10 protein-coding genes are annotated in these 20,376 nt (G+C 57.6%); 2 read left to right on the top strand and 8 right to left on the bottom strand.

Annotation, left to right across the window (positions count from 1 at the left end; all coding sequences use genetic code 11):
* Nucleotides 1-9: 9 nt before the first annotated feature.
* The 4 genes from KFE80_06665 to KFE80_06650 form a co-directional block, all read right to left on the bottom strand.
* A complete protein-coding gene (locus KFE80_06665) occupies nucleotides 10-1,617 on the bottom strand; it encodes a methylcrotonoyl-CoA carboxylase (GenBank protein ID UTW46550.1) in 1,608 nt (535 codons plus the stop codon).
* A 31-nt stretch (nucleotides 1,618-1,648) separates the two neighbouring features.
* Complete coding sequence (locus KFE80_06660; GenBank protein UTW46659.1) at nucleotides 1,649-2,812, bottom strand: isovaleryl-CoA dehydrogenase; 1,164 nt, start codon at nucleotides 2,810-2,812, stop codon at nucleotides 1,649-1,651.
* 2 nt (nucleotides 2,813-2,814) lie between these two features.
* On the bottom strand, nucleotides 2,815-3,201 hold the full coding sequence (locus KFE80_06655; GenBank protein UTW46549.1) for a MerR family DNA-binding transcriptional regulator: 387 nt from the start codon (nucleotides 3,199-3,201) through the stop codon (nucleotides 2,815-2,817).
* A 224-nt stretch (nucleotides 3,202-3,425) separates the two neighbouring features.
* On the bottom strand, nucleotides 3,426-4,634 hold the full coding sequence (locus tag KFE80_06650; GenBank protein ID UTW46548.1) for a hypothetical protein: 1,209 nt from the start codon (nucleotides 4,632-4,634) through the stop codon (nucleotides 3,426-3,428).
* A 164-nt stretch (nucleotides 4,635-4,798) separates the two neighbouring features.
* Between KFE80_06650 and serB the strand changes: the two genes are divergently transcribed.
* Entirely contained in the window at nucleotides 4,799-5,707 is a 909-nt protein-coding gene (gene serB / locus KFE80_06645; GenBank protein UTW46547.1) for a phosphoserine phosphatase SerB, read from the top strand.
* Nucleotides 5,708-5,741: 34 nt separating this feature from the next.
* On the top strand, nucleotides 5,742-6,239 hold the full coding sequence (locus tag KFE80_06640; protein UTW46546.1) for a DUF3592 domain-containing protein: 498 nt from the start codon (nucleotides 5,742-5,744) through the stop codon (nucleotides 6,237-6,239).
* Nucleotides 6,240-6,255: 16 nt separating this feature from the next.
* Here KFE80_06640 and KFE80_06635 read toward each other — a convergent pair whose 3' ends face one another.
* The 4 genes from KFE80_06635 to KFE80_06620 form a co-directional block, all read right to left on the bottom strand.
* Nucleotides 6,256-7,533: a TolC family protein gene (locus tag KFE80_06635; GenBank protein UTW46545.1), complete on the bottom strand. Its 1,278-nt coding sequence runs from the start codon at nucleotides 7,531-7,533 to the stop codon at nucleotides 6,256-6,258.
* Nucleotides 7,530-8,828 (bottom strand): HlyD family type I secretion periplasmic adaptor subunit, encoded by a 1,299-nt coding sequence (locus tag KFE80_06630; GenBank protein ID UTW46544.1) that lies wholly within the window; start codon nucleotides 8,826-8,828, stop codon nucleotides 7,530-7,532. The genes KFE80_06635 and KFE80_06630 overlap by 4 nt, the downstream gene beginning before the upstream one ends.
* Nucleotides 8,825-10,570: a type I secretion system permease/ATPase gene (locus tag KFE80_06625; protein ID UTW46543.1), complete on the bottom strand. Its 1,746-nt coding sequence runs from the start codon at nucleotides 10,568-10,570 to the stop codon at nucleotides 8,825-8,827. The genes KFE80_06630 and KFE80_06625 overlap by 4 nt, the downstream gene beginning before the upstream one ends.
* A 728-nt stretch (nucleotides 10,571-11,298) precedes the next feature.
* Entirely contained in the window at nucleotides 11,299-20,226 is an 8,928-nt protein-coding gene (locus tag KFE80_06620) for a CHRD domain-containing protein (GenBank protein UTW46542.1), read from the bottom strand.
* Between the last annotated feature and the right edge of the window lie 150 nt (nucleotides 20,227-20,376).

The raw sequence follows: 20,376 nt of genomic DNA, 5'->3' as shown, positions 1-20,376 counted from the left end.
TGCTTCCGTTTACATTCTAAAGACACCAAACTTGGTGTCGCCTATGGGCTGATTTAACGACGCGGATATTGCCAAACCAAGTACGTTGCGCGTCTCTGCCGGGTCGATCACGCCGTCGTCCCACAAGCGGGCGGAGGCGTAGTAGGGGTGCCCTTGATGTTCGTAGTCGTCGATAATCGGCTGCTTGAATTCCGCTTCGGCTTCCTCGCTCCACTGTTCACCGCGACCTTCTTTCTGATCCCGTTTCACCTGTGCCAGTACGCCGGCGGCTTGTGGGCCGCCCATTACTGAGATGCGGGCGTTGGGCCACATAAACAGGAAGCGCGGGTCGTAAGCGCGGCCGCACATACCGTAATTACCTGCGCCAAAGGAGCCGCCGATCAATACGGTGAATTTGGGCACTTGGGCGCAGGCTACGGCGGTGACCATTTTGGCGCCGTGCTTGGCGATGCCGCCCGCTTCGTATTGCTGGCCCACCATAAAGCCGGTGATGTTCTGCAAAAATACCAATGGGATTTTGCGTTGGGCGCACAGCTCCACAAAGTGGGCGCCTTTTTCGGCGGACTCGCCAAACAAGATACCGTTGTTGGCAACGATGCCCACCGGGTAGCCATGGATGCGGGCAAAGCCACACACCAGGGTGGTACCGTACAGGGCTTTGAATTCATCAAATTCGGAGCCGTCTACTACTCGGGCAATGACTTCGCGCACGTCGTAGGGTTTGCGGGAATCGTTGGGGATAACCCCGTAGATTTCTTCCGGGTCGTACAGGGGCGCTTTGGGCTCGGATATATCCAGTTGCGCCGGTTTGTTGCGGTTCAACCGCGATACTGCCTGGCGTGCCAGCTGCAAGGCGTGATGATCGTTCTGGGCGTAGTGATCTGCTACTCCGGAAGTGCGGCAGTGCACATCGGCGCCGCCCAATTCTTCGGCGGAAACCACTTCGCCGGTAGCGGCTTTTACCAGCGGTGGGCCACCCAGAAAGATGGTGCCCTGTTCCTTCACAATAATGGACTCATCCGCCATGGCGGGTACGTAGGCGCCACCAGCGGTGCAGGAACCCATGACCGAGGCGATCTGCGGAATATTTTTGGCGGACAGGTTGGCCTGATTAAAAAAGATGCGGCCAAAGTGTTCGCGATCTGGAAATACTTCGTCCTGGCGGGGCAGGTTAGCACCGCCAGAGTCCACCAGATAAATACAGGGCAGATTATTCTGGTCGGCGATAGTTTGTGCGCGCAGGTGTTTTTTGACGGTGAGCGGGTAATAGGACCCGCCTTTTACCGTGGCGTCGTTGGCCACGATAATGCACTCTTGGCCTTCCACTCGGCCAATACCGGTAATAATGCCCGCTGCCGGTACGTAATCGTCGTACACCTCCCAGGCGGCCAGTTGTGACAGCTCCAAAAACGGCGAGCCAGGGTCCAGCAGGGCATTGATGCGGTCGCGAGGCAGCAGCTTGCCGCGAGCCACGTGTTTGTCACGGTACTTTTCACCACCGCCCAGTTTAATTTGCGCCAGCTTATCGCGCAGGTCGTTCACCTGCTGTTGCATGGCTTCAGCGTTGGCGGTGAAGTCGGCGGAGCGGGTGTTTATTTTTGATTGGATGGTGGCCAAGTCGTGCACTCCCTCAGGTGGGCTCAAATTCTTATTCAGTCTCTTTAAACAATTCCCGACCAATCAACATTCTCCGAATCTCGCTGGTGCCAGCGCCGATTTCGTACAACTTGGCATCGCGCAGTAAGCGACCGGTGGGGAATTCGTTGATATAGCCATTGCCGCCCAGGGTCTGGATCGCTTCCAGCGCTACCTGGGTGGCTTTTTCGGCGCAGTACAAGATGACACCAGCGGCGTCTTTGCGGGATTCTTCGCCGCGGTCGCAGGCTTTGGCCACCGCGTACAAGTAGGCACGGCAGGCATTGAGTGTGGTGTACATATCGGCAATTTTGCCCTGCATCAGCTGGAACTCACCGATGGCGCGGCCGAACTGTTTGCGGTCGTGAATATAAGGCACCACGATATCCATACAGGCCTGCATAATGCCGGTTGGCCCGCCCGAAAGGACGGTGCGCTCGTAGTCCAGACCGCTCATAAGTACCTTAACGCCTTCGCCTTCTTTGCCGAGAATGTTCTCCGCTGGCACGCGAGCGTCTTCAAACACCAGCTCACAGGTGTTGGAACCGCGCATGCCCAGCTTGTCCAGTTTTTGCGCCTGGGTGAACCCCGGGGTGTCGCGCTCCACGATAAAGGCGGTGATACCGCGGGAGCCTTCGCCGGGCGCGGTTTTGGCGTAGATCACATAGGTGTGGGCGTCGGGGCCATTGGTGATCCACATTTTGTTGCCATTGAGCACGTAGTGGTCGCCGTCTTTGACCGCGCGCAGCTTCAGGCTCACCACGTCGGAGCCGGCGTTGGGTTCGGACATGGCCAAAGCGCCGATATGCTCACCGGAGCACAGCTTAGGCAGGTACTTCAGCTTTTGTTCGTGAGTGCCGTTCTTGTGAATCTGGTTAACGCACAGGTTGGAGTGAGCACCGTAGGACAAACCAATAGACGCGGATGCGCGGGAGATTTCTTCCATCGCCACCACGTGGGCCAGGTAGCCCATATTGGTGCCGCCGTATTCTTCGGCCACGGTCATGCCCAGTAAGCCCATTTCTCCCAGCTTTTGCCATAAATGGTTGGGAAACTCGTTTTTCTGATCGGTTTCTTCGGCGATAGGGGCGATTTCCGCCTGGGCAAACTGGGTCACCGCATCGCGCAACATATCGATGTCTTCGCCCAGGTCGAAATTCAGGGTGGGGTAATAAATGCTCATGGTTGTTTTCCGTTCAGTTGCTCCCTGCAGATGCGCTCGGCTTCGTCGAGGTCGGTCATCAGCAGATTGATTTCTTCCAGCTGGTGCTTCAAGTGCTGGCGTTGTTGCTCTATGCCCTGCAACAGGCTTTGTAACTGTTCTTTGTTACCGCTGGCCGGATCGTACATTTCGATAATGTTGCGGCTTTGCTCCAGGCTGAACCCCAGGCGCTTGCCCCGCAAAATTAACTTTAGCTTGGTGCGGTCACCGCTGCTGTAAATCCGTGTCTGCCCCTTGCGATCCGGCGCCAACAGGCCGATGTCCTCGTAGTGGCGGATGGTTCGAGTGGTGATATCGAACTCTTGGGCCAGTTGGGAGATGTTGTAAGTGTGTTGGTTGGGCATGGAGGAAGTTTACGTTAACGTAAACTTTGATGCAACGGGCTGCGAGCTTCTGGCGGCGAGCGGTTTAGAGGGAGTGAGGACAAAGTGTATAAACTAACTGCGTCATTGCGAGGCCGAAGGCCGTGGCAATCTCCAGATATCGAAGTGCCCAGGTGGAGATCGCCACGCTTCGCTCGCGATGACTGCAGAGAGCTGCCCGCAGCCAGAAGCGCGCAGCCCGCCGCTTATTGCTCTACCAAATACCGCAGCTGCTTATCCAGCAACCCTTGATACTCTTTGGTAAACCCGATGATCTGATGCAAGTCGGCACTTTCTGACAGTTCGTCACTGTTGATAGCGTCGCTGAGTGAGTGGTGCAGGCTGGTGGCGCTGTCCACCAGTATCTGTTTGGCGTGGCTTTGTTGGGCCAGGCGGGCTACTTCCAGTTCCCGCTTTTCCCGCTCAAAATCATTGAGCAGCGCGGTACCGGCGGTGGCGGGGCTGAGTTTTACTGCCGCTGACAACTCCATAGCCACTCCCTGAGCGCGGGCGTAGTGTTCGGCCAGTTGCAGCAAAATCTGCGCACAGAACAAGGCTCGTGCCGGGTGGTCGCCAGTTTCAGTATCGCCGCCAAATTCGATAAACAAGGTCTGATCGCGGCCGGCCCGGCGCTGGCCTTCGTACAGGGTTGCCAGGTGATCAAGATCGTCGTCCAGCTTGTTCAGCAGGTTTTGGAATTTGTCTTTGCTCAGCTGCACTTCAAGCTTCTTCAGGTTCTTGCAGTGCAGCGCCATAGTAGCCATTTGCAGGGCGCTTTCTTCCTCTGGCTCCTGTTGCTCGTTGCTGGCGGTTAGCAGCGGCTCCAGGCGTTGCTCAAGCAGCTCCAATTCATTGCCTTTCTGTTCCGCGCCTGGGTCGCCGGGCAAACGCTCGGTAACGGCCGCCAGTTGCTTCGACAAACGGCGGCCTGTTAACAAGGCTCCGGTTACCAGTAACAGGGAAAAGCCAGCCCATACAGCCAACACCCAATCCAGTGGCTTGCGATAGCGTTCCAACAGCGTATCAATGCTCAGGCCAACGCTGGCGGTGGCGGCGGTGCGCCCTTCAATCATCACCGCCTGGCGATAAGTCTTCAGGGTTGCCCTGTCACTGCTGGTGCCACTGTGGGCCAGCTGGCGTTGTTGGCCATTCAAGATAGTGGCAGCCGAGGCTTCTGTTTGCCGCACCAGGTGATCCACGTGTACCTGCAAACTGACCAGATCGTTGTGCAAAATGTAAGGGCGAATAATCTCCGCCGACTGGGCCGCCAGTGCTTTGCCCAGGCGGTCGCTCTCCGCTTCCGCCAACAAGCGGGTTTGCCACTGACCCAGCGATACAATCAACAGCCCGGCAAGCAGGCACAGTACCAGCGTAACCAGGGGCAGGCGAACGGCGAAAGAGTGTTTGGTGGCCATGGATGTCCGTATGTGACAGGTCGGCAAAGGCGCAATGATAACCGCTGCGCCGGTTGGCGAAAATTGATTCGGTCAAATTTTACGTTTTCGCGGTGTGCAGCGTTGAATGGCTTGTGCCAAGGGCCATAAAATACGCGCCTTTGTATCATTAATGGATCTATACCATGCTAAATGCCCGGGTAACCTTGCAGGCCCCTGCAATCGATCAGGCTTTGTCCCAGCAAATTGAAACCTTGTTTGTGGCCCACGACTTTACTGTGGTGGAACGCCAGTGGCTGGCTCAGCGGGACGATCACAGCTGCCTGCAATGGCAGGTAGATGGCCCAGAAGAGATGCAGCCGGAATTGCTGGTTTCTCTGCGCAGTGAAGCGGAGCAGCGGGGTGCGGATGTGGCTTTGCAAATGAACGCGCCGGACAGCAGCCACTACGGCCTGGCGGTGTTCGATATGGACTCCACCCTGATTCAGGCAGAAGTGATTGACGAACTGGCCAAGCGCGCCGGTGTCGGTGATCAGGTATCCGAGATTACCGAAGCCGCCATGCGCGGCGAGCTGGATTTCAAGCAGAGCTTTGCCAAACGCCTGGGCTTGCTCAACGGCCTGGATGTGTCGGTGTTGGACAGCATCGCCGACTCCCTGCGCTTGTCCCCTGGCTGCGAACGCCTGATTTCTACCCTGCATAAGCAGGGCATCAAAACCGCCATTGTCTCCGGTGGCTTTAACTACTTTGGTCGCTACCTGCAGCGCAAACTGGGCTTTAACTATGTGTTTGCCAATCAGCTGGATGTGGTGGATGGCAAAGTTACTGGTGAAGTCAAAAGCGAGGTAGTGGATGGCAACCGCAAAGCGGAGTTGCTGCGTGAGCTGGCTGCCAAAGAAGGTTTGGAACTGGATCAGGTAATCGCTGTAGGTGACGGCGCTAACGACCTGCCTATGTTGGGCATCGCCGGGCTGGGGGTAGCGTTTCACGCTAAGCCTTTAGTACGCGCTACCGCCAAGCACACTATTTCCCATATGGGGCTGGATGGGGTGTTGTATATATTGGGGCTGAACGATCAACAAATAGGAAATTAATTCTTAAATTCAAGAATTTCAGGGATTCCAAACCATGGATTTAGCCACCTATATTCAGGAAATGTGGCAACTGGCCGTACAAGGAAAAGCGCAGGGTATTTGGTTTTTTGCCGCGCTGTATTTGCTCGCTACCTGTGCTTATTCACTGGTATTTCAAATTCGCACCAGATCTTGGCCATTTACCCAAGGTGCATTGGTAGAACTCGACGTTGAGAAGTTTGGCGGTACTGATTTAGTGCGCTCCAACCAAGAGTATGTGGCAGAAGCGTTGTATAAGTATTGTGTGTCCAATATCGCTTACGAAGGAAAAAGGATTTCTCCATGGGTATTTGTGGCCAGTCACAACGTGCGGCTTATTTTGCAAAAACAGATGTCATCGGTGCAGCAGTTGCCAGATGGAAAAGTTAAGGTTTTCTACAATCCCAAAAACCCTAAAAAGAGTTACTTAATTGTTGCTGGGAAAATGGGTATTTGTATTACGGTGCTGATTGGTGTTCTTCCATTGATTTTGTTTTATGGAAAGTACTACTGATAACACTGCAAATATCTTATTGAAGATTCTTTGGTACTGCCAGCCGTGCCGTCAACACCAACAACCCCACCCGCTGTTGCAACAAATCAAACTCCGTCTGTATCCTCGCTAAATTACCCTGTTCATACTCCAATCGCACTTCCACCAAATCTGGCAGGGTGCGGGTGCCCAGTTCGTATTCCATTTCTGCGGCATCCAGTTGTTTGCGGTATTGCTCCACTACGGTTTCCCGGCTGCTCAGTTGCCGTTCCAGAGAGGAAATGCGGTACCAGGTGATATGCACTTGTTCCCGCAGTTGACGGCGGGCGTCTTGCAGTTCGCTGCGGGCGGCAGCTTCGCGAGAGGCGGAGCGTTGTTTGCGAGCGCCCAGGGCGCTGCCGGTGTATAGCGGAACAGATACGTCGATGCCGATGCGGTCTTGCAGCTCAAAGTCGCTGCCGCTGCCCAGTGAGGAATAAGAAGCAATACCCACCACGTCGATAATGGGCAAGCGGTTGCGTTTTTCCCGCTGGTATTCGGCGTTAAAACTGTCGGCGCGGTTTTGCAGGGCTTTGATGGTAGGGCTTTCATTCAAGGCCAGGCTGACGGCGGCTTCGCTGTTGGGCAGGGTGTTTACCTGGGCGTTCAGATAGCCGCCCAAGTCGTTGCTGGGGCACAGGTCTTGTTCGTTGCCGGTGTTGATGGCAATGCGGGTTTGAGCCTGTTGCAGCTGGAATTGCAGTTCCAGGTAAAACGCCTGGGCGTCTGCCAGTTGTGCCGCTACGTCGGCTCGCTCGGATAAGGTGGCGCCGCCTTGGTCCAACAGTTTGTCGACGGATTCCAGTTGCTGGCGAAAGTAGTCCTGCCGTTCCGCAGTAGCGTCCAGTTGTTTTTGCACGTTCAGTGCCGCTAAAAAGGCGAGGGCGGATTCCTGGGCGGCGGCCAGTCGCGCCAGGCGGATGTCTTCTTTACTGGCTTCCAGGTTGCTATTGGCGGCACGGCGGGCGTAGCGGGCATCGCCAAAATCCAGAACCCGCTGGGAAATGCGCAGGCCAATCTGGTTTTGGATGGTGCTGTCTACCACATCAGTATTGCCGCTGCCGGTGCGGCCAAAGGCGTTGATCTGCGGTTTATACAGGGATTTTGCTTCCCGCAGGTCGGAGGCGGCTTCGCGGCTGCGAGCGCGTGCTACGGCCACTGCCGGGTCTAGCTTGGCGGATAAGGCCAGAGTCTGTTCAAAGCTCAGGCAACTTTGTTCTGCTACTGCACTAGTAGCAGATGCAAACAGTGCAAAGGCAATCAATGATTTTTTCACGATGAACGCAGCCCCTGGAAGATGGATTTACCCAGCGGCTCGAACAAATAGTCGAACATGGTGCGGCTGCGGCCAGAAAAGATAAACGCATCCACCGGCATACCGGGGGTTACGTCGATGTTGTTGGCCCGCTGCATTTCGTCGGCGGGAATCAGTACCCGCGCTTCGTAATAACTTTGCGAGGTGGCCGGGTCGGTTTTCAGGTCGGCGCTGACGTCCAGCACCTTGCCCTGCAGTTGTGGTGCCTGCCAGCCTTTGTAGGCGGAGATTTGCGTACGCACCGTTTGGCCTTCAAATACCGACGCCCGCTGCTGCGGAGCAATGCGGATAGAGGCAGTGACTTCGCCGATATTGGGGATAATTTCCATAATGGTTTCGCCGGGGCGCAGCACGCCGCCCACCGTAGCGAACTGCATATTCAGCACTTCGCCGGATACCGGTGCGCGAATTACCGAGCGATCCAGCACGTTTTGAGTAGAGCTCAGGCGTTCTTCCACCGCCTGTAATTCAGTGCGTGTTTCCAGCAAGGTGGCGGATATTTGCTGGCGGAAATTGGCCCCAGTTTGGCGGATTTGCGCTTCAAGATCGCGCTCCGAGGCAGCGGCGTTTTGCTTCTCGCTGTGCAGCTGGGCGATTTCCGATTCCAGGTTAATTACCTGGCGCTCGATATTAGTGGCTTGGTCGCGGCGGGCGAGGCGTTGTTCCAGCATGGTGTTGATCAGCTGGTACTCTTCGCGCGCGGCTTTCAAGGCGCGCTCCACGATGGTGATTTGCTCGCTGCGGGCTTTTTGGGTTTGCACCGCGGCGTTGCGGCGGGCTTCCAATACCGCCAGGTCGGCGGCTTGGGCGCTTTTTTGCTGGTGAAATAAATCCTGTTCCCGCTCAATAATATCTTTGCGTTCTTGCTCACCTAGTGCCAGCTTGTCCAACAAGGAAAAGTCAGGCTCGGCGTCGGTTTGTTTCAGGGATTGCAGACGCTCTACTGACGCTGCCAGAGCAGCGTATTCCTGAATAGTCAGATCGCGGCTGGCGAGGGATACCGTGTCTTCAAGAACCAATACCACCTGGCCTTGCTCCACCCACTGGCCATCGCGCACGCGAATCTCGCTGATAATGCCCCCTTCCAGGTGTTGCACCACTTTGCGCTGACTATCTACCACCACTTTGCCGGAGGCGGCGATGCCTTCTTCCAATGGGGCAAATGCGCCCCACAACAGGAAACCACCGAGACCAATCATGCACACCAGGGCGGTGCGTACCACGCGCTTGTCACTTTTGGGCGTCAGGTGAATCATGCTTTTGCTCCCACTTTGGCTTTAGTAGCAGACTTGCTGGATGGAGAGATGGATTGCAGGTAGTTTTTCGATTCCGCCGACAACACCGAACCGTTGCGAATTAGCAGGGTGGTCGCGGTGGCGGCAATCAATCGGCGATCGTGGCTGGCGATTACGATTACAGCACCAGCTTTAGCCACGGCCTGCAGACTTTGAATAACCGCTTGCCCGGCATCCCGATCCAGATTGGCGGTGGGTTCGTCCAGCAGCAACAGAGCGGGCTCGCCAAACAGGGCGCGGGCCAAGCCGATCAATTGCCGCTGCCCGGCGGATAATTGGCCGCTGGAAGTGAGCTGGGTGTCGTAACCTTGTGGCAGTTTCAAAATCATCTCGTGGGCACCGGCGCGTTGGGCCGCGGCGAAAATCGCCTCCGGCTCGGCGTCGCTCATACGGGCGATGTTTTCGCCCACAGTACCCGGCAGCAGTTCCACGTCTTGGGGAACATAGCCCACGTACTGGCCACGGTCGGCGCTGTGCCAGCTGTGAATGTTGCGATTGCCCAGTGCGGCGCTGCCAGATAGCGGCTCCCAAGCCCCTGCCAGGGTTTGCAACAAGGTTGTTTTACCGGCGCCGTTGCCGCCTACCAAAGCCACCAGATCGCCCTCGTTCACTTGCAGGCTAAATGGGTGCACCATCGGCTTGTTGCTGCCAGGGGCGGCTACGGACAAACGATCCAGAGTGAGTTGTGCATTGGGTCTGGGCAGCGGAGTGAATGCCTGTTGTTGAAGGTCGTTTTCGCGAGTGCTTTCCAGTTGCTGCCAGGCAACGCGGCACTGGGTAATGGCGCGCCAGCTGCCGACAATCTGGTCGATGGGCGCCAGCGCGCGGGACAGCACAATGGAACCGGCAACAATCGCCCCCGGCGAAATTTCCTGACTGATGGCCAGGGCGGCACCGGCACCGAGAATAAAGGTTTGCAGAATTTGCCGGGCCGAACGAGAAATGGAACTGAAGGTGCCTTCGCGAGCACTACCTTCCAGATTGTACTCACGCGCCACTTCTTTAGCGGTGCGCCACTTTTGCAGGGCGTTTTGGCACAAGCCCATGGCCACCATGGCAGAGCGCTGTCGGGCAAGGCCAGATGCCAGTTGGTGAGCCTGAGCGCTGGCGTTCAACGCTTTTTCATTGGTGCCGCGGGTACTCATTTCTGCGGCTACCGCCACCGCAAAAATAATGGCACCGCCTCCCAGACCAATAAAACCGATCACCGGGTGTACCAGAAACAACACCAGAAAAAACAGCGGCGTAAATGGCAGGTCAAAAAACGGCGTTACCAAATGGTTCTGGAACAGTCCGCGAATCCGCCCCAGTACATTGAGGTTTTGCGACAGCTTGTCACCAGCGCTGTGCTTGGTTTCGAACTCCACAAAAATCTGTTCAGAGATTTTGTCTTCAATATTTTCCGCCGCTAACGTACACAAACGCCGCCGTCCCATTTCCGCTGCCGCGTAAATGGCTAGCAGGAATACCGCCAGCACGGTGAGCCAGATCAGTGTGTCGCTGGAGCCGGAGGTCAGCACCCGGTCGTACACTTGCAACATATACAGGGGGGACACCATCAGCAGAATATTGATGGCCAGGCTAAAGCCCAGAAACGGCTTCAAGAAGCCGGGAATTTCCCCATTAATGGCTTTTAACCAGCGCATAAAGCCGCTGCTGTTGCTCTTATCGATGCCGTTACCGGCGGCGGATTTTTCGGGCATATCGGCGACTCACTGTGGGCGGTTTTTGTTCTGTACCCGGTGAGTGGCGGGTAATGAGGTTTTGGTTCAATGGAAGGTGAATTACTTTTTTACTCGTGTAAAAAAGTAACCAAAAAAGCACGCCCCAGTCGCCCTTGCCCCTTCGGGGTACCCTCGTTCCTCCGGTGCCATGGCCGGGTCGCGCAGAGGGTACTTCCTGTACCCGCTGCGCTGAAACGGACGTCCTGTCCGTTTCACCCTATGTCACCTCCGTCACTCGGCAAGGGCGAAGGGGAATAGGTGTACTCCGTAGTAAATTCCGTGCGTGGTTTATCCCCCTTGGAGTTGCCGAGCGCAGCGCAATTGGTAGGGAAACGCGCACAAGGATGTGCGCGTTAGGTCGATCGAGCAGGGATGCGAGTAAGACCGGCCCGTGGCAATTGTGCGGAGCGAGGGGAGCCCGCAGGGCCAACGGAACGGGGGTGCCCTTTCTTTTGGTTAGCTTTTCTTTGGGCAAACAAAGAAAAGTAACTCGCCAGCAGGCGAAACCTGCATTGAAAAATTGCCTAAAGAAAAAACGACGAAGTTAAAACCTCTAGATTGCCGCGTTCGCTACGCTCCCTCGCAATGACGAGGTATCGATCTTGCTTCACACGCAATGACGATAGATAAAAAAATCCCCATACCCGTTGCCAGGTATGGGGATTTGCTTGCCGTTGCGAGAGGCGAACCCCTCGCTAGACAGTTACTTACGCCACTTCGAAGTTATCGATCATGGCTTGGGTGGCTGCCATATCGGCGGCTTCCATGCTGTCGTCAGAGAAGCCATCGTCGCTGGAGTCTTCAAAATCAGACTCTTCAGTAACAGCCTCTTCGTCTGACAGTTCTGTGAACATGGCAGAAGCTGACATAACCGGGGCCGGGGTGTTGAGCACCGCGAAGTTGGCTTCTGTCAGGTCGTCCGCATCGACACCGGTGAGGGTGATGACATCACCGTTACCGAAGTCGATCACAGCGTTGCCGCCGTTGTTCACCGCCAGGGCCAGAGCCGCTGCAGCGTCGGCTACCAGGTCGTTCACCTCAATCACGTCGTTGTCGACGTCAAAGTCGGTGACGGTGTCGGCATCGCTGCCTTCACGAACCACAAAGGTGTCAGAACCTGCGCCACCGGTGAGGGTGTCGTCGCCCGCCAGGCTGTCTAGCACGTTGTCGCCATCGTCACCGGTAAGGCTGTCGTCATTGTTGGAACCGGTGAGGTTCTCAATGCTGATCAGCGTGTCGGTGATGGTGGCACCACTGGGTGCTTCGTAGCTGGCTTCGCCGTCAACCAGGCTCGCAGTCACTGCCGAGCCAATGTCGGAGAAGTCAGCCGTGTCGATGCCTTCGCCGCCGTTGTTGATGTCGGCACCGCCGCCACCGCGCAGTACGTCGTTACCGCTACCGCCCAGCAGTTCGTCAGCTCCGGCACCACCGATCAGCTCGTCGTTACCAACGCCGCCGTCGAGGATGTCGTTGCCTTCGCCGCCGTCGAGCACATCGTCACCACCTGCTGCCAGGTTGATTTCAATGCGCAGCAACTGTGGGTTGCCGTTGGTGAAGTCGCCGATAACCGGGTCCACAATGGTTCCAGCCGCGGTTTCTCCGCCGAGGATGTTCACAGGCGTGGCATCCGGGTTACCCACCGAGCCGTTAAAGCCTGGGTGAACGCTAACAACACCGTTTTCAGCGGTGCCCTGGTTGCGAGCGGTCTGGTTGAGGAAGGCAGCGCCTTCTTCGTTGTTGACCTCGGTGCCCGCGTCCAGTACGTCGCTGCCAAAGCGCTCGATCACCAATGGCCCGATGAAGTTGCCATCGGCGTCGAAGATCGGATCCGCCAGAGCGTCGTCCGGTACTGCCAGGAAGGCGTCGTTGGACGGAATCACCATGGTGGCCCAGGTGAAGAAGCCCTGACCGACCAGATCGGTGTTCACGTTCAGCGTAAAGCTGGCGGTTTCACCTGGATCAATCGGTCCTGGTGCGCCTGCGCCCAGTCCCAGAATGGTGGCGTCAACGCCGTTTTCACCCACCTGCTGGTTGAACTCAGCGGCGATGCCCTCAATGGAGCCGTCTTCCGCCAAGCGTTCCAGGCCAACACTGGCTGCTTCACCGGCATTGAACAGGTCGAAGTTAGCGCCGTCGTGGAAACCGAACCACACTGGTGTGAGGAAGGTGCCACCGGCGGGCAGGGTGTTGGTGATGGACACGGTAATGGCTGTGCCGTCGCCCACCGCGTCGCCGCGCAGGATGTCGTTGCCAGCGCCACCAGTGAGGGTGTCGTTACCGGCACCACCCGCCAGCAGGTTGTCTTCACCGTCGCCGGTCAGATCGTCATCGTTTACAGAGCCAGTCAGGTTCTCGATGCTGATCAGGGTGTCGGTGATGGTCGCACCGCTGGGCGCTTCGTAGCTGGCTTCGCCGTCAAGCAGGCTGGCTGTGATGCCAGAGCCAATGTCGGAGAAGTCGGCTGTATCGATGCCTTCGCCACCGTTGTTGACATCGGCACCGCCGCCGCCGCGCAGTACGTCGTTGCCTTCACCGCCTTCCAGCACGTCAGCGCCGCCGCGGCCGACCAGCAGGTCGTCACCGTTGTTGCCGGTGAGTTCATTGGCGCCACTGTCGCCGAATAGCTGGTCGTTCTGACCGGTGCCATCCAGGTTCTCGAAGTTGGAGAAGTTCTCGAACACAGTGGTGGTGGGGTTGGGTTGGTAAGATGCCGAGCCGGAGTTCAGGTCGGCAACCACGCCCACACCGATGGTGCTGAAGCTGTTGGTGTCGATACCGTCGCCGCCGTCCAGGCTGTCGGGGCCACCGCCACCGGCGATGAAGTCGTCGCCGTCGCCACCTTCGATGGTGTTGGCAGCAGCACCGGTCGCAATGATGGTGTCATTGTTTTCGGTGCCCTCGATGGCTTCGATACCAGTGAAGCTTTCGTTGATCACGTTACTTGGATTACCGCCACCAAGGTAGGAGGCTGTACCGGTACCGTCTGCGGCCAGGTTCACTTCAACACCGCCTACTTCTGCGTCAACACCCACATTGATGTTGGAGAAGTCGTTGGTATCGAAGCCTGCACCACCGTCGATGACGTCGGTACCACCGCCGCCGGCAATGCGATCGTCGCCGTCACCACCACTGATGGTGTTGGCGGCTGCGCCGCTGGCAATGATCACATCGTCATCACCGGAGCCGATGATGTTCTCGATGGAGGTGAGGGTATCGGTTTCCACCACTTCGGCAAATACATCGCCATCCATAGTGTCGCCGTTCACGTCACCGCCGGCGTCTTGCACCACATCCAGCACAACTGGGCCGTTTTCGCCGCGCACATCGTTGTGGATGTGGATCGCTGAGAACACCGCTACTGGCAGCAGGTCGGAGGTGGCCAGACCGGTCACGCTCAGGTCTGCGGAGTAGCTGATGGTGCCATCCGGTGCAACCACAACGGTCAGGGTGCCTTCGCCGGTTGCCTCAGAGTCAGAGGTGGGGCCAGGCTCCTGAGCCGCATCCAGAGAGGCAGACAGAACCAGAGTGCGAGTACCATCTTCTGCGGTGTCGTCAGACACGATGGTGTCCAACTGTCCGCGAATCTCACCGCCGTTGAAATCGTTGGTGTGGATGTTGAAGTACAGATTGCCCGCTTCCGCTTCGGTGACAAAGTCGCCAGACAAGTCCGGGTTCAGAGTGGCGGCGGGGCCCAGTGCTGCAGGATCGACCACAACATTCTCAACCATCACGCTGAAGCCGGTTTCGCGAGTGGCGGTACCGTTGCCCATGGCATCCAGCATGACAGTGACCGGCACGTCCAGATCGGAGAAGTCGGCGGTATCAAAGCCGTCACCGCCGTTCAGATCGTCGTTGCCGAGACCACCTTGAACGGTGTTGTCTTCGTCGCCACCGATAAACTGGTCGTCGCCAGAGCCCAGCAGTACAGACCCTTCCAGGGTGCCTGCAGAGCTGTCCACTACCAGATCGCCCGCTGCACCAGAGGCATCGATGGCAACGCCGTTGCCGCCGCTGATGGTGCCGCTGTTGACGATGGTGCTGCCGTCGGCATTGACGCCTTCTTCAATCAGGATGCCGGCAGCCTCTTCAGAGCTGATGGTTCCTGAGTTGTTGATGCTGGTGCTGAGGCTTGCTTCCTCTTCGCCAGAACCGTTGAAGAAGCGTACCCCGGCGTTGGCTTCGCCTTCGCCACGGCCGTCAATGGAGCCACTGTTGGTGATGCTGATGTTTTCGCTCAGAGAATCTTCGGAAGCGGAGCCCACCTGAGTGGAAATACCAGAACCGCTGTTGCTCTCTCCGGCATCGATGCTGCCGGTGTTGATGATGGAAACATCATCGGCAGTGCCATCCAGGTACACAGTACCATTGCGCTGGTCACCGGTGCCGACCACTTCACCGTCATTGGTAAAGCTCAGGCCTTCACCGTCGATATTCACAGCGCGGCTATCACTGCTGATCACACCACCATCTTGGTTAACCACAGAACTACCGCTGTGGTCACCAGTACCAAAGTACAAGCCATTGTTAACGCCGGAAATGGTGCCGGAGTTGGTCAGCATGCCTTGGAAGTTAACGCCGTTAGCAACCCGTACGCCCGCTGTTGGGCCTACGGCGCTTTCGGAGTCGATGCTGCCAGAGTTGTCGATAGAGCCAACGAAAGTAGCACCGGTGTTAAACAGGCGCAGTCCGTCACCGGCCACACCCTGGTCGGCAGCGCCCTGACCACGACCTTGCAGAGTATCCCTGTTAAAGATAGAGGCGGCAGTTTCACCTTCCGCACCCAGTTGCAAAGCAATGGCCGCACCGTTGTTACCTTCGCCCGCATCCACCAAACCACGGTTATCAATGGCGTAGTTGTTGGCGGTGGCGTCGGAGTAGATGGTGCCGTTGCGTTGGTCGCCAGTACCCAGTACCCGACCTTCGTTGATGAAGACGAGCCCGTCGCCATCGATATTCACCGCACGGCTATCGCTGCTGATAACACCGTCTTCTTCGTTGAACACCAAGCTGCCAGTGTGGTCGCCAGTGCCGAAATAGAGGCCGTTATTCACGCCAGAGATGGTACCGGAGTTGGTCAACTCGCCCTGGAAGCTCACACCGTTGCTGAAGCGAACGCCCGCTGTGGGGCCCACTGCGCTTTCGGAGTCGATGCTGCCAGAGTTGTCGATAGAGCCAACGAAAGTAGCGCCGTCGTTGAACAGGCGCAGCCCGTCACCGGCAACACCCTGGTCAGCAGCACCTTGGCCACGACCTTGCAGGGTTCCGCTGTTGATGATGGTGGCGTCAGTCTCGCCTTCCGCACCCAGTTGCAAAGCAATGGCCGCACCGTTGTTGCCTTCGCCCGCATCCACCAAGCCGCTGTTGTCGATGGTGTAGTTGTTGGCGGTGCTATCGGAGTAGATAGTGCCGTTGCGTTGGTCGCCAGTACCCAGTACCCGGCCTTCGTTGATGAAGGTGAGCCCGTCGCCATCGATATTCACCGCGCGGCTGTCGCTGCTGATGATACCGCTGACTGCGTTGGTGGCTACACCACCGGAGTGGTCGCCAGTGCCGAAGTACAGGCCATTGTTGGCACCTGAGATGACGCCCAGGTTTTCTATTTCACCCTGGAAGCTGACACCGTTGGCCAGACGAACGCCCGCTGTTGGCCCCTGAGTACTTTCCGAGTCGATAGTGCCAATATTCACCAGCTCGCCGACAAAGGTGGAGCCGTCGGTGAACAGGCGCAGGCCATCGCCGGCAACCCCCTGATCGGCAGCGCCTTGACCACGACCTTGCAGGGTTCCGCTGTTGGTGATGGTGGCGTCAGTCTCGCCTTCTGCCCCCAATTGCAGGGCAATAGCCGCACCGTCGTTGCCTTCGCCAGCGTCAACCAAGCCTCGGTTGATGATGGTGTAGTTGTTGGCGGTGCCGTCGGAGTAGATGGTGCCATTGCGCTGGTTACCAGTACCTAGTACGTCACCGTTGTTAACGAAGGTCAGGCCGTCACCGTCGATATTCACCGCGCGGCTGTCGCTGCTGATCACACCACCTTCTTCATTGGTGGCCACACCGTCGGCGTGGTCGCCAGTGCCGAAGTACAGACCGTTATTGGTGCCGGAAATGGTGCCAGCGTTGCTCAGGTCGCCCTGGAAGTTGACATTGTTCTGCACAATCACGCCAGCGCGAGGGCCAGTGGCCGCTTCGGAGCTGATGGTGGCGCCAGACTCGTTAGTGATACTGCCAGAGAAGGTGGCAGACTCATCGCTGGTGAACAGGCGCACACCGCTGGACTGGTTGTTGGCAGAGGAGTCCGGATCAACATCGCCACGGCCAATAATGTCACCGGAGTTGGTAACCGTGTGGCTGTCGTCGCCGCTCAGTTGCAGGGATACCGCATCGCCATTATTGCCTTCGCCAGCGTCAATGGTGCCGCTGTTGTTGATGGTCACATTGTCAGCAGTTTCGTTGCTGTAGATCACGCCGTTGCGTGGGTCGTCACTGGTCACGATGCTGCCGCTGTTTTCTATGGTGACGTCGTCGCCAGAGATGTTAACGCCACGGCTGGCGCTGGTGATGGTGCCGCTGTTGGTGAGTGAGCCACCGCTGGAGTCTGCAGCAAAGTTGACGCCGTTGAAGGCGCCGTCGATGGTGCTGCTGTTTTCCACAGACACGTTATCGCCGTTCACCAGAATGCCGTTGTTGTCGGCACTCCAGGGGCTGTCGTTCACGAAGTCCACGTTGTCGCCAACAATTTGTACCGCGTTGTCGTTGGCGCCAGTGATGATTTCGATGGAGGTTAGAGTATCTACTTCCACCACTTCGTCGAACACGTCGCCGTCAACAGTGCCGCCAGCGTCTTGTACGATGTCGGTGATTACCGGGCCGTTACTGCCCGCTGGTGCGTTGTGCAGGTGAATGGCGCTAACACCAGCCACTGGCAGCAGATCGGTGGTGGAGATGCCGTCTACGCTCAGTTCAGAGCTGTAAGTTACGGTGCCGTCTTCAGCAACGGTAATAGTCACTGTGCCGGTGCCGGTTGCTTCGGAATCGGAAGTATTGGGTGGTGGCTCTTGAGCACCGTTCAGGGTGGCTTCCAGCACGATGGTGCCTACGCCGTCCACCAGATTATTTTCCACAACCAGCAACTGACCGCGAATTTCACCGCTGGGGAAGTCGTTGGTGTGAATGTTGTAGTACAGGTTATCCGCCAGTGCTTCCGCCACCAGGTCAGCTGGGCTTTGCTCGGTGGTCAGTGAGGCCAGAGGCTGATCCATGTGCTCTACGGAGAAGCCGTCTTCGACTTGCTCAAAGACATCGCCGTCGGTGCCTGCGCCGGCGTCTTGAATCACGTCCAGCACAACCGGGCCGTTGGAGTCGCGCACGTCGTTGTGCAGGTGAATGGCAGAGAAGCCCGCTACCGGCAGCAGTTCGCTGGAAGCGATGCCAGTTACCGACAGGTCGGCGCTGTAAGTGATGGAGTCGCCATCGATGACGATGGTTACGGTGCCTTCACCAGTGGCGTTGGAGTCGGAGGCGTCCATGGGCTCTTGAGCCGCGTCCAGAGTCGCAGACAGCACTAGGGTGCGCACGCCATCCACAGTAGTGTCGCTGACGATAGTGTCCAGCTGGCCGCGAATTTCACCGCCGGGGAAGTCACTGGTGTGGATGTTGAAGTACAGGTTGCCGGATTCCGCTTCGGTAACAAAGTCACCAGACAGGCCGGGATTCAACATGGCGTTTTCACGCAGCATGGCCGGATCAACAACCACGCTTTCCACGGAAACACTAAAGCCGGATTCACGGGTAACGGTGCCATTGCCGTCGCCGTCTACGTTGACGATAACCGGCACATCCAGATCGGAGTAATCGGCCGTGTCTACGCCGTCGCCGCCGTTCAGGGTGTCGTCGCCCAGGCCGCCAGTGAGCACGTTGTCGTTGCTGTCGCCGCTCAGGGAGTCGTCGTTGTCGGAACCGGTTAGGTTTTCAATACTGATCAGTGTATCGGTTACGGTGTTGCCGTTGGGGGCCAGGTAGCTGGCTTCGCCGTCTTCCAGGCTGGCAGTGATGGCCGAGCCGATGTCAGAGAAATCTGCCGTATCGTTGCCTTCGCCACCGTCAGTGGTGTCGGCACCGCCGCCGCCGCGCAGTACGTCGTCACCTTCGCCACCGATCAGGGTGTCGGCACCGCCGCCGCCCACCAGGCTGTCGTCGCCCATGCCACCGTCCAGGGTATTGGCACCGCTGTCGCCAGTGAGTGAGTCGTCGTTGTTGGAGCCGGTCAGGTTTTCAATGCTGATTAAGGTATCGGTTACTGTGGCGCCGCTGGGAGCGGCGTAGCTGGCTTCGCCATCCACCAGACTGGCGGTGACTGCAGAGCCAATGTCGGAGAAGTCGGCAGTATCAGAACCTTCACCACCGTCTGTGGTGTCAGGGCCACCGCCGCCGCGCAGGATGTCGTCGCCTTCACCGCCGATCAGGGTGTCGGCACCGCCGCCGCCTACCAGGGTATCGTTGCCCATGCCACCGTCGAGGGTATTGGCGCCGCTGTCGCCAGTAAGGGAATCGTCGTTGTCTGAGCCAGTCAGGTTTTCGATGCTCACCAAAGTGTCGGTCACGGTGTTGCCGTTGGGAGCAGCGTAGCTGGCACTGCCGTCGTTCAGGTCGGCAGTCACTGCTGTGCCGATGTCGGAGAAATCGGCGGTGTCAGAGCCTTCACCACCGTCGGTAGTGTCGGGGCCGCCGCCGCCGCGCAGTACGTCGTCGCCTGCGCCACCGATCAATGTGTCAGCACCGCCGCCGCCAGCCAGTGTGTCGTTGCCTGCGCCGCCTTCCAGGCGGTTGGCACCGGCGTCACCGGTGAGGGAGTCGTCGCTGCTGGAGCCGGTGAGGTTTTCAATATCTATCAGGGTGTCGGTTACGGTGTTGCCGTTGGGGGCCTGGTAGCTGGCGTCGCCAGAGTTCAGGTCGGCGGTAATGCCTGAGCCGATGTCGGAGAAGTCGGCGGTATCCACACCTTCGCCACCGTTGTTGATGTCGGCACCGCCTCCGCCGCGCAGTACGTCGTCGCCTGTACCGCCCAGTAGTGTGTCGTTGCCAGCGTTACCGATAAGTGTGTCGTTGTCGGCACCACCGTCAAGAGTATCGTTACCTTCGCCGCCGGTCAGGGTGTCATTGCCGGCCAGGCCTTGAATGTTGTCATCGCCGGCGAGGCCGTCGATGTTGTCTGCCATGGCGCTGCCCACCAGGTTGTCGTCGCCATCGCTGGGGCCGCCGTCGCCATTGTTGCTGGCAATAATGGCTGCTGCGCCAACTACACCGGCACCTATATACAGCAGGTTATCAGATACCCAGCTGGCGGCACCGCCCAGGGCACCGGCTTCGGCCAGTTGTTCCATGGCTTCGGCGCTGACCAGCACTTTGCCGTTTTCAACAGAAACGTCTTTGGCGGCAACTTTAACCACGTCGCCGTTTTCGAACACCAGTTCGACACTGCCGTCAGACAGTTGTTTAACTTTTGCTACCCCTTTGATGGCATCTGCTTGTACGTATTCTTTGCCATCGGCAGCGGATGCTTGGCCGCTAATGCCGAGGATACCGAGAATGGCAGCGGGGGCTGCGTACTTACCCGGCTTGTTTTTGGAGCGCTTACTCATGGGTTGATCTCCGTTATTTGGATTTGAAAAGTGGGCAAAAACTGCTGTGCCCGAATAACAAAAAGAAATATCTAGGGGAGCGGCGCAATGCGGGTGGCATGGGTAAGTCCGGGCATTGGGAGTTCCGATAGATACCCAGTGAGTTGCATT

This window comes from bacterium SCSIO 12696 (genome assembly GCA_024397955.1).
In the GTDB taxonomy this organism is placed as follows: domain Bacteria; phylum Pseudomonadota; class Gammaproteobacteria; order Pseudomonadales; family Porticoccaceae; genus SCSIO-12696.
This window is presented reverse-complemented; position numbering and strand designations above follow the sequence as displayed.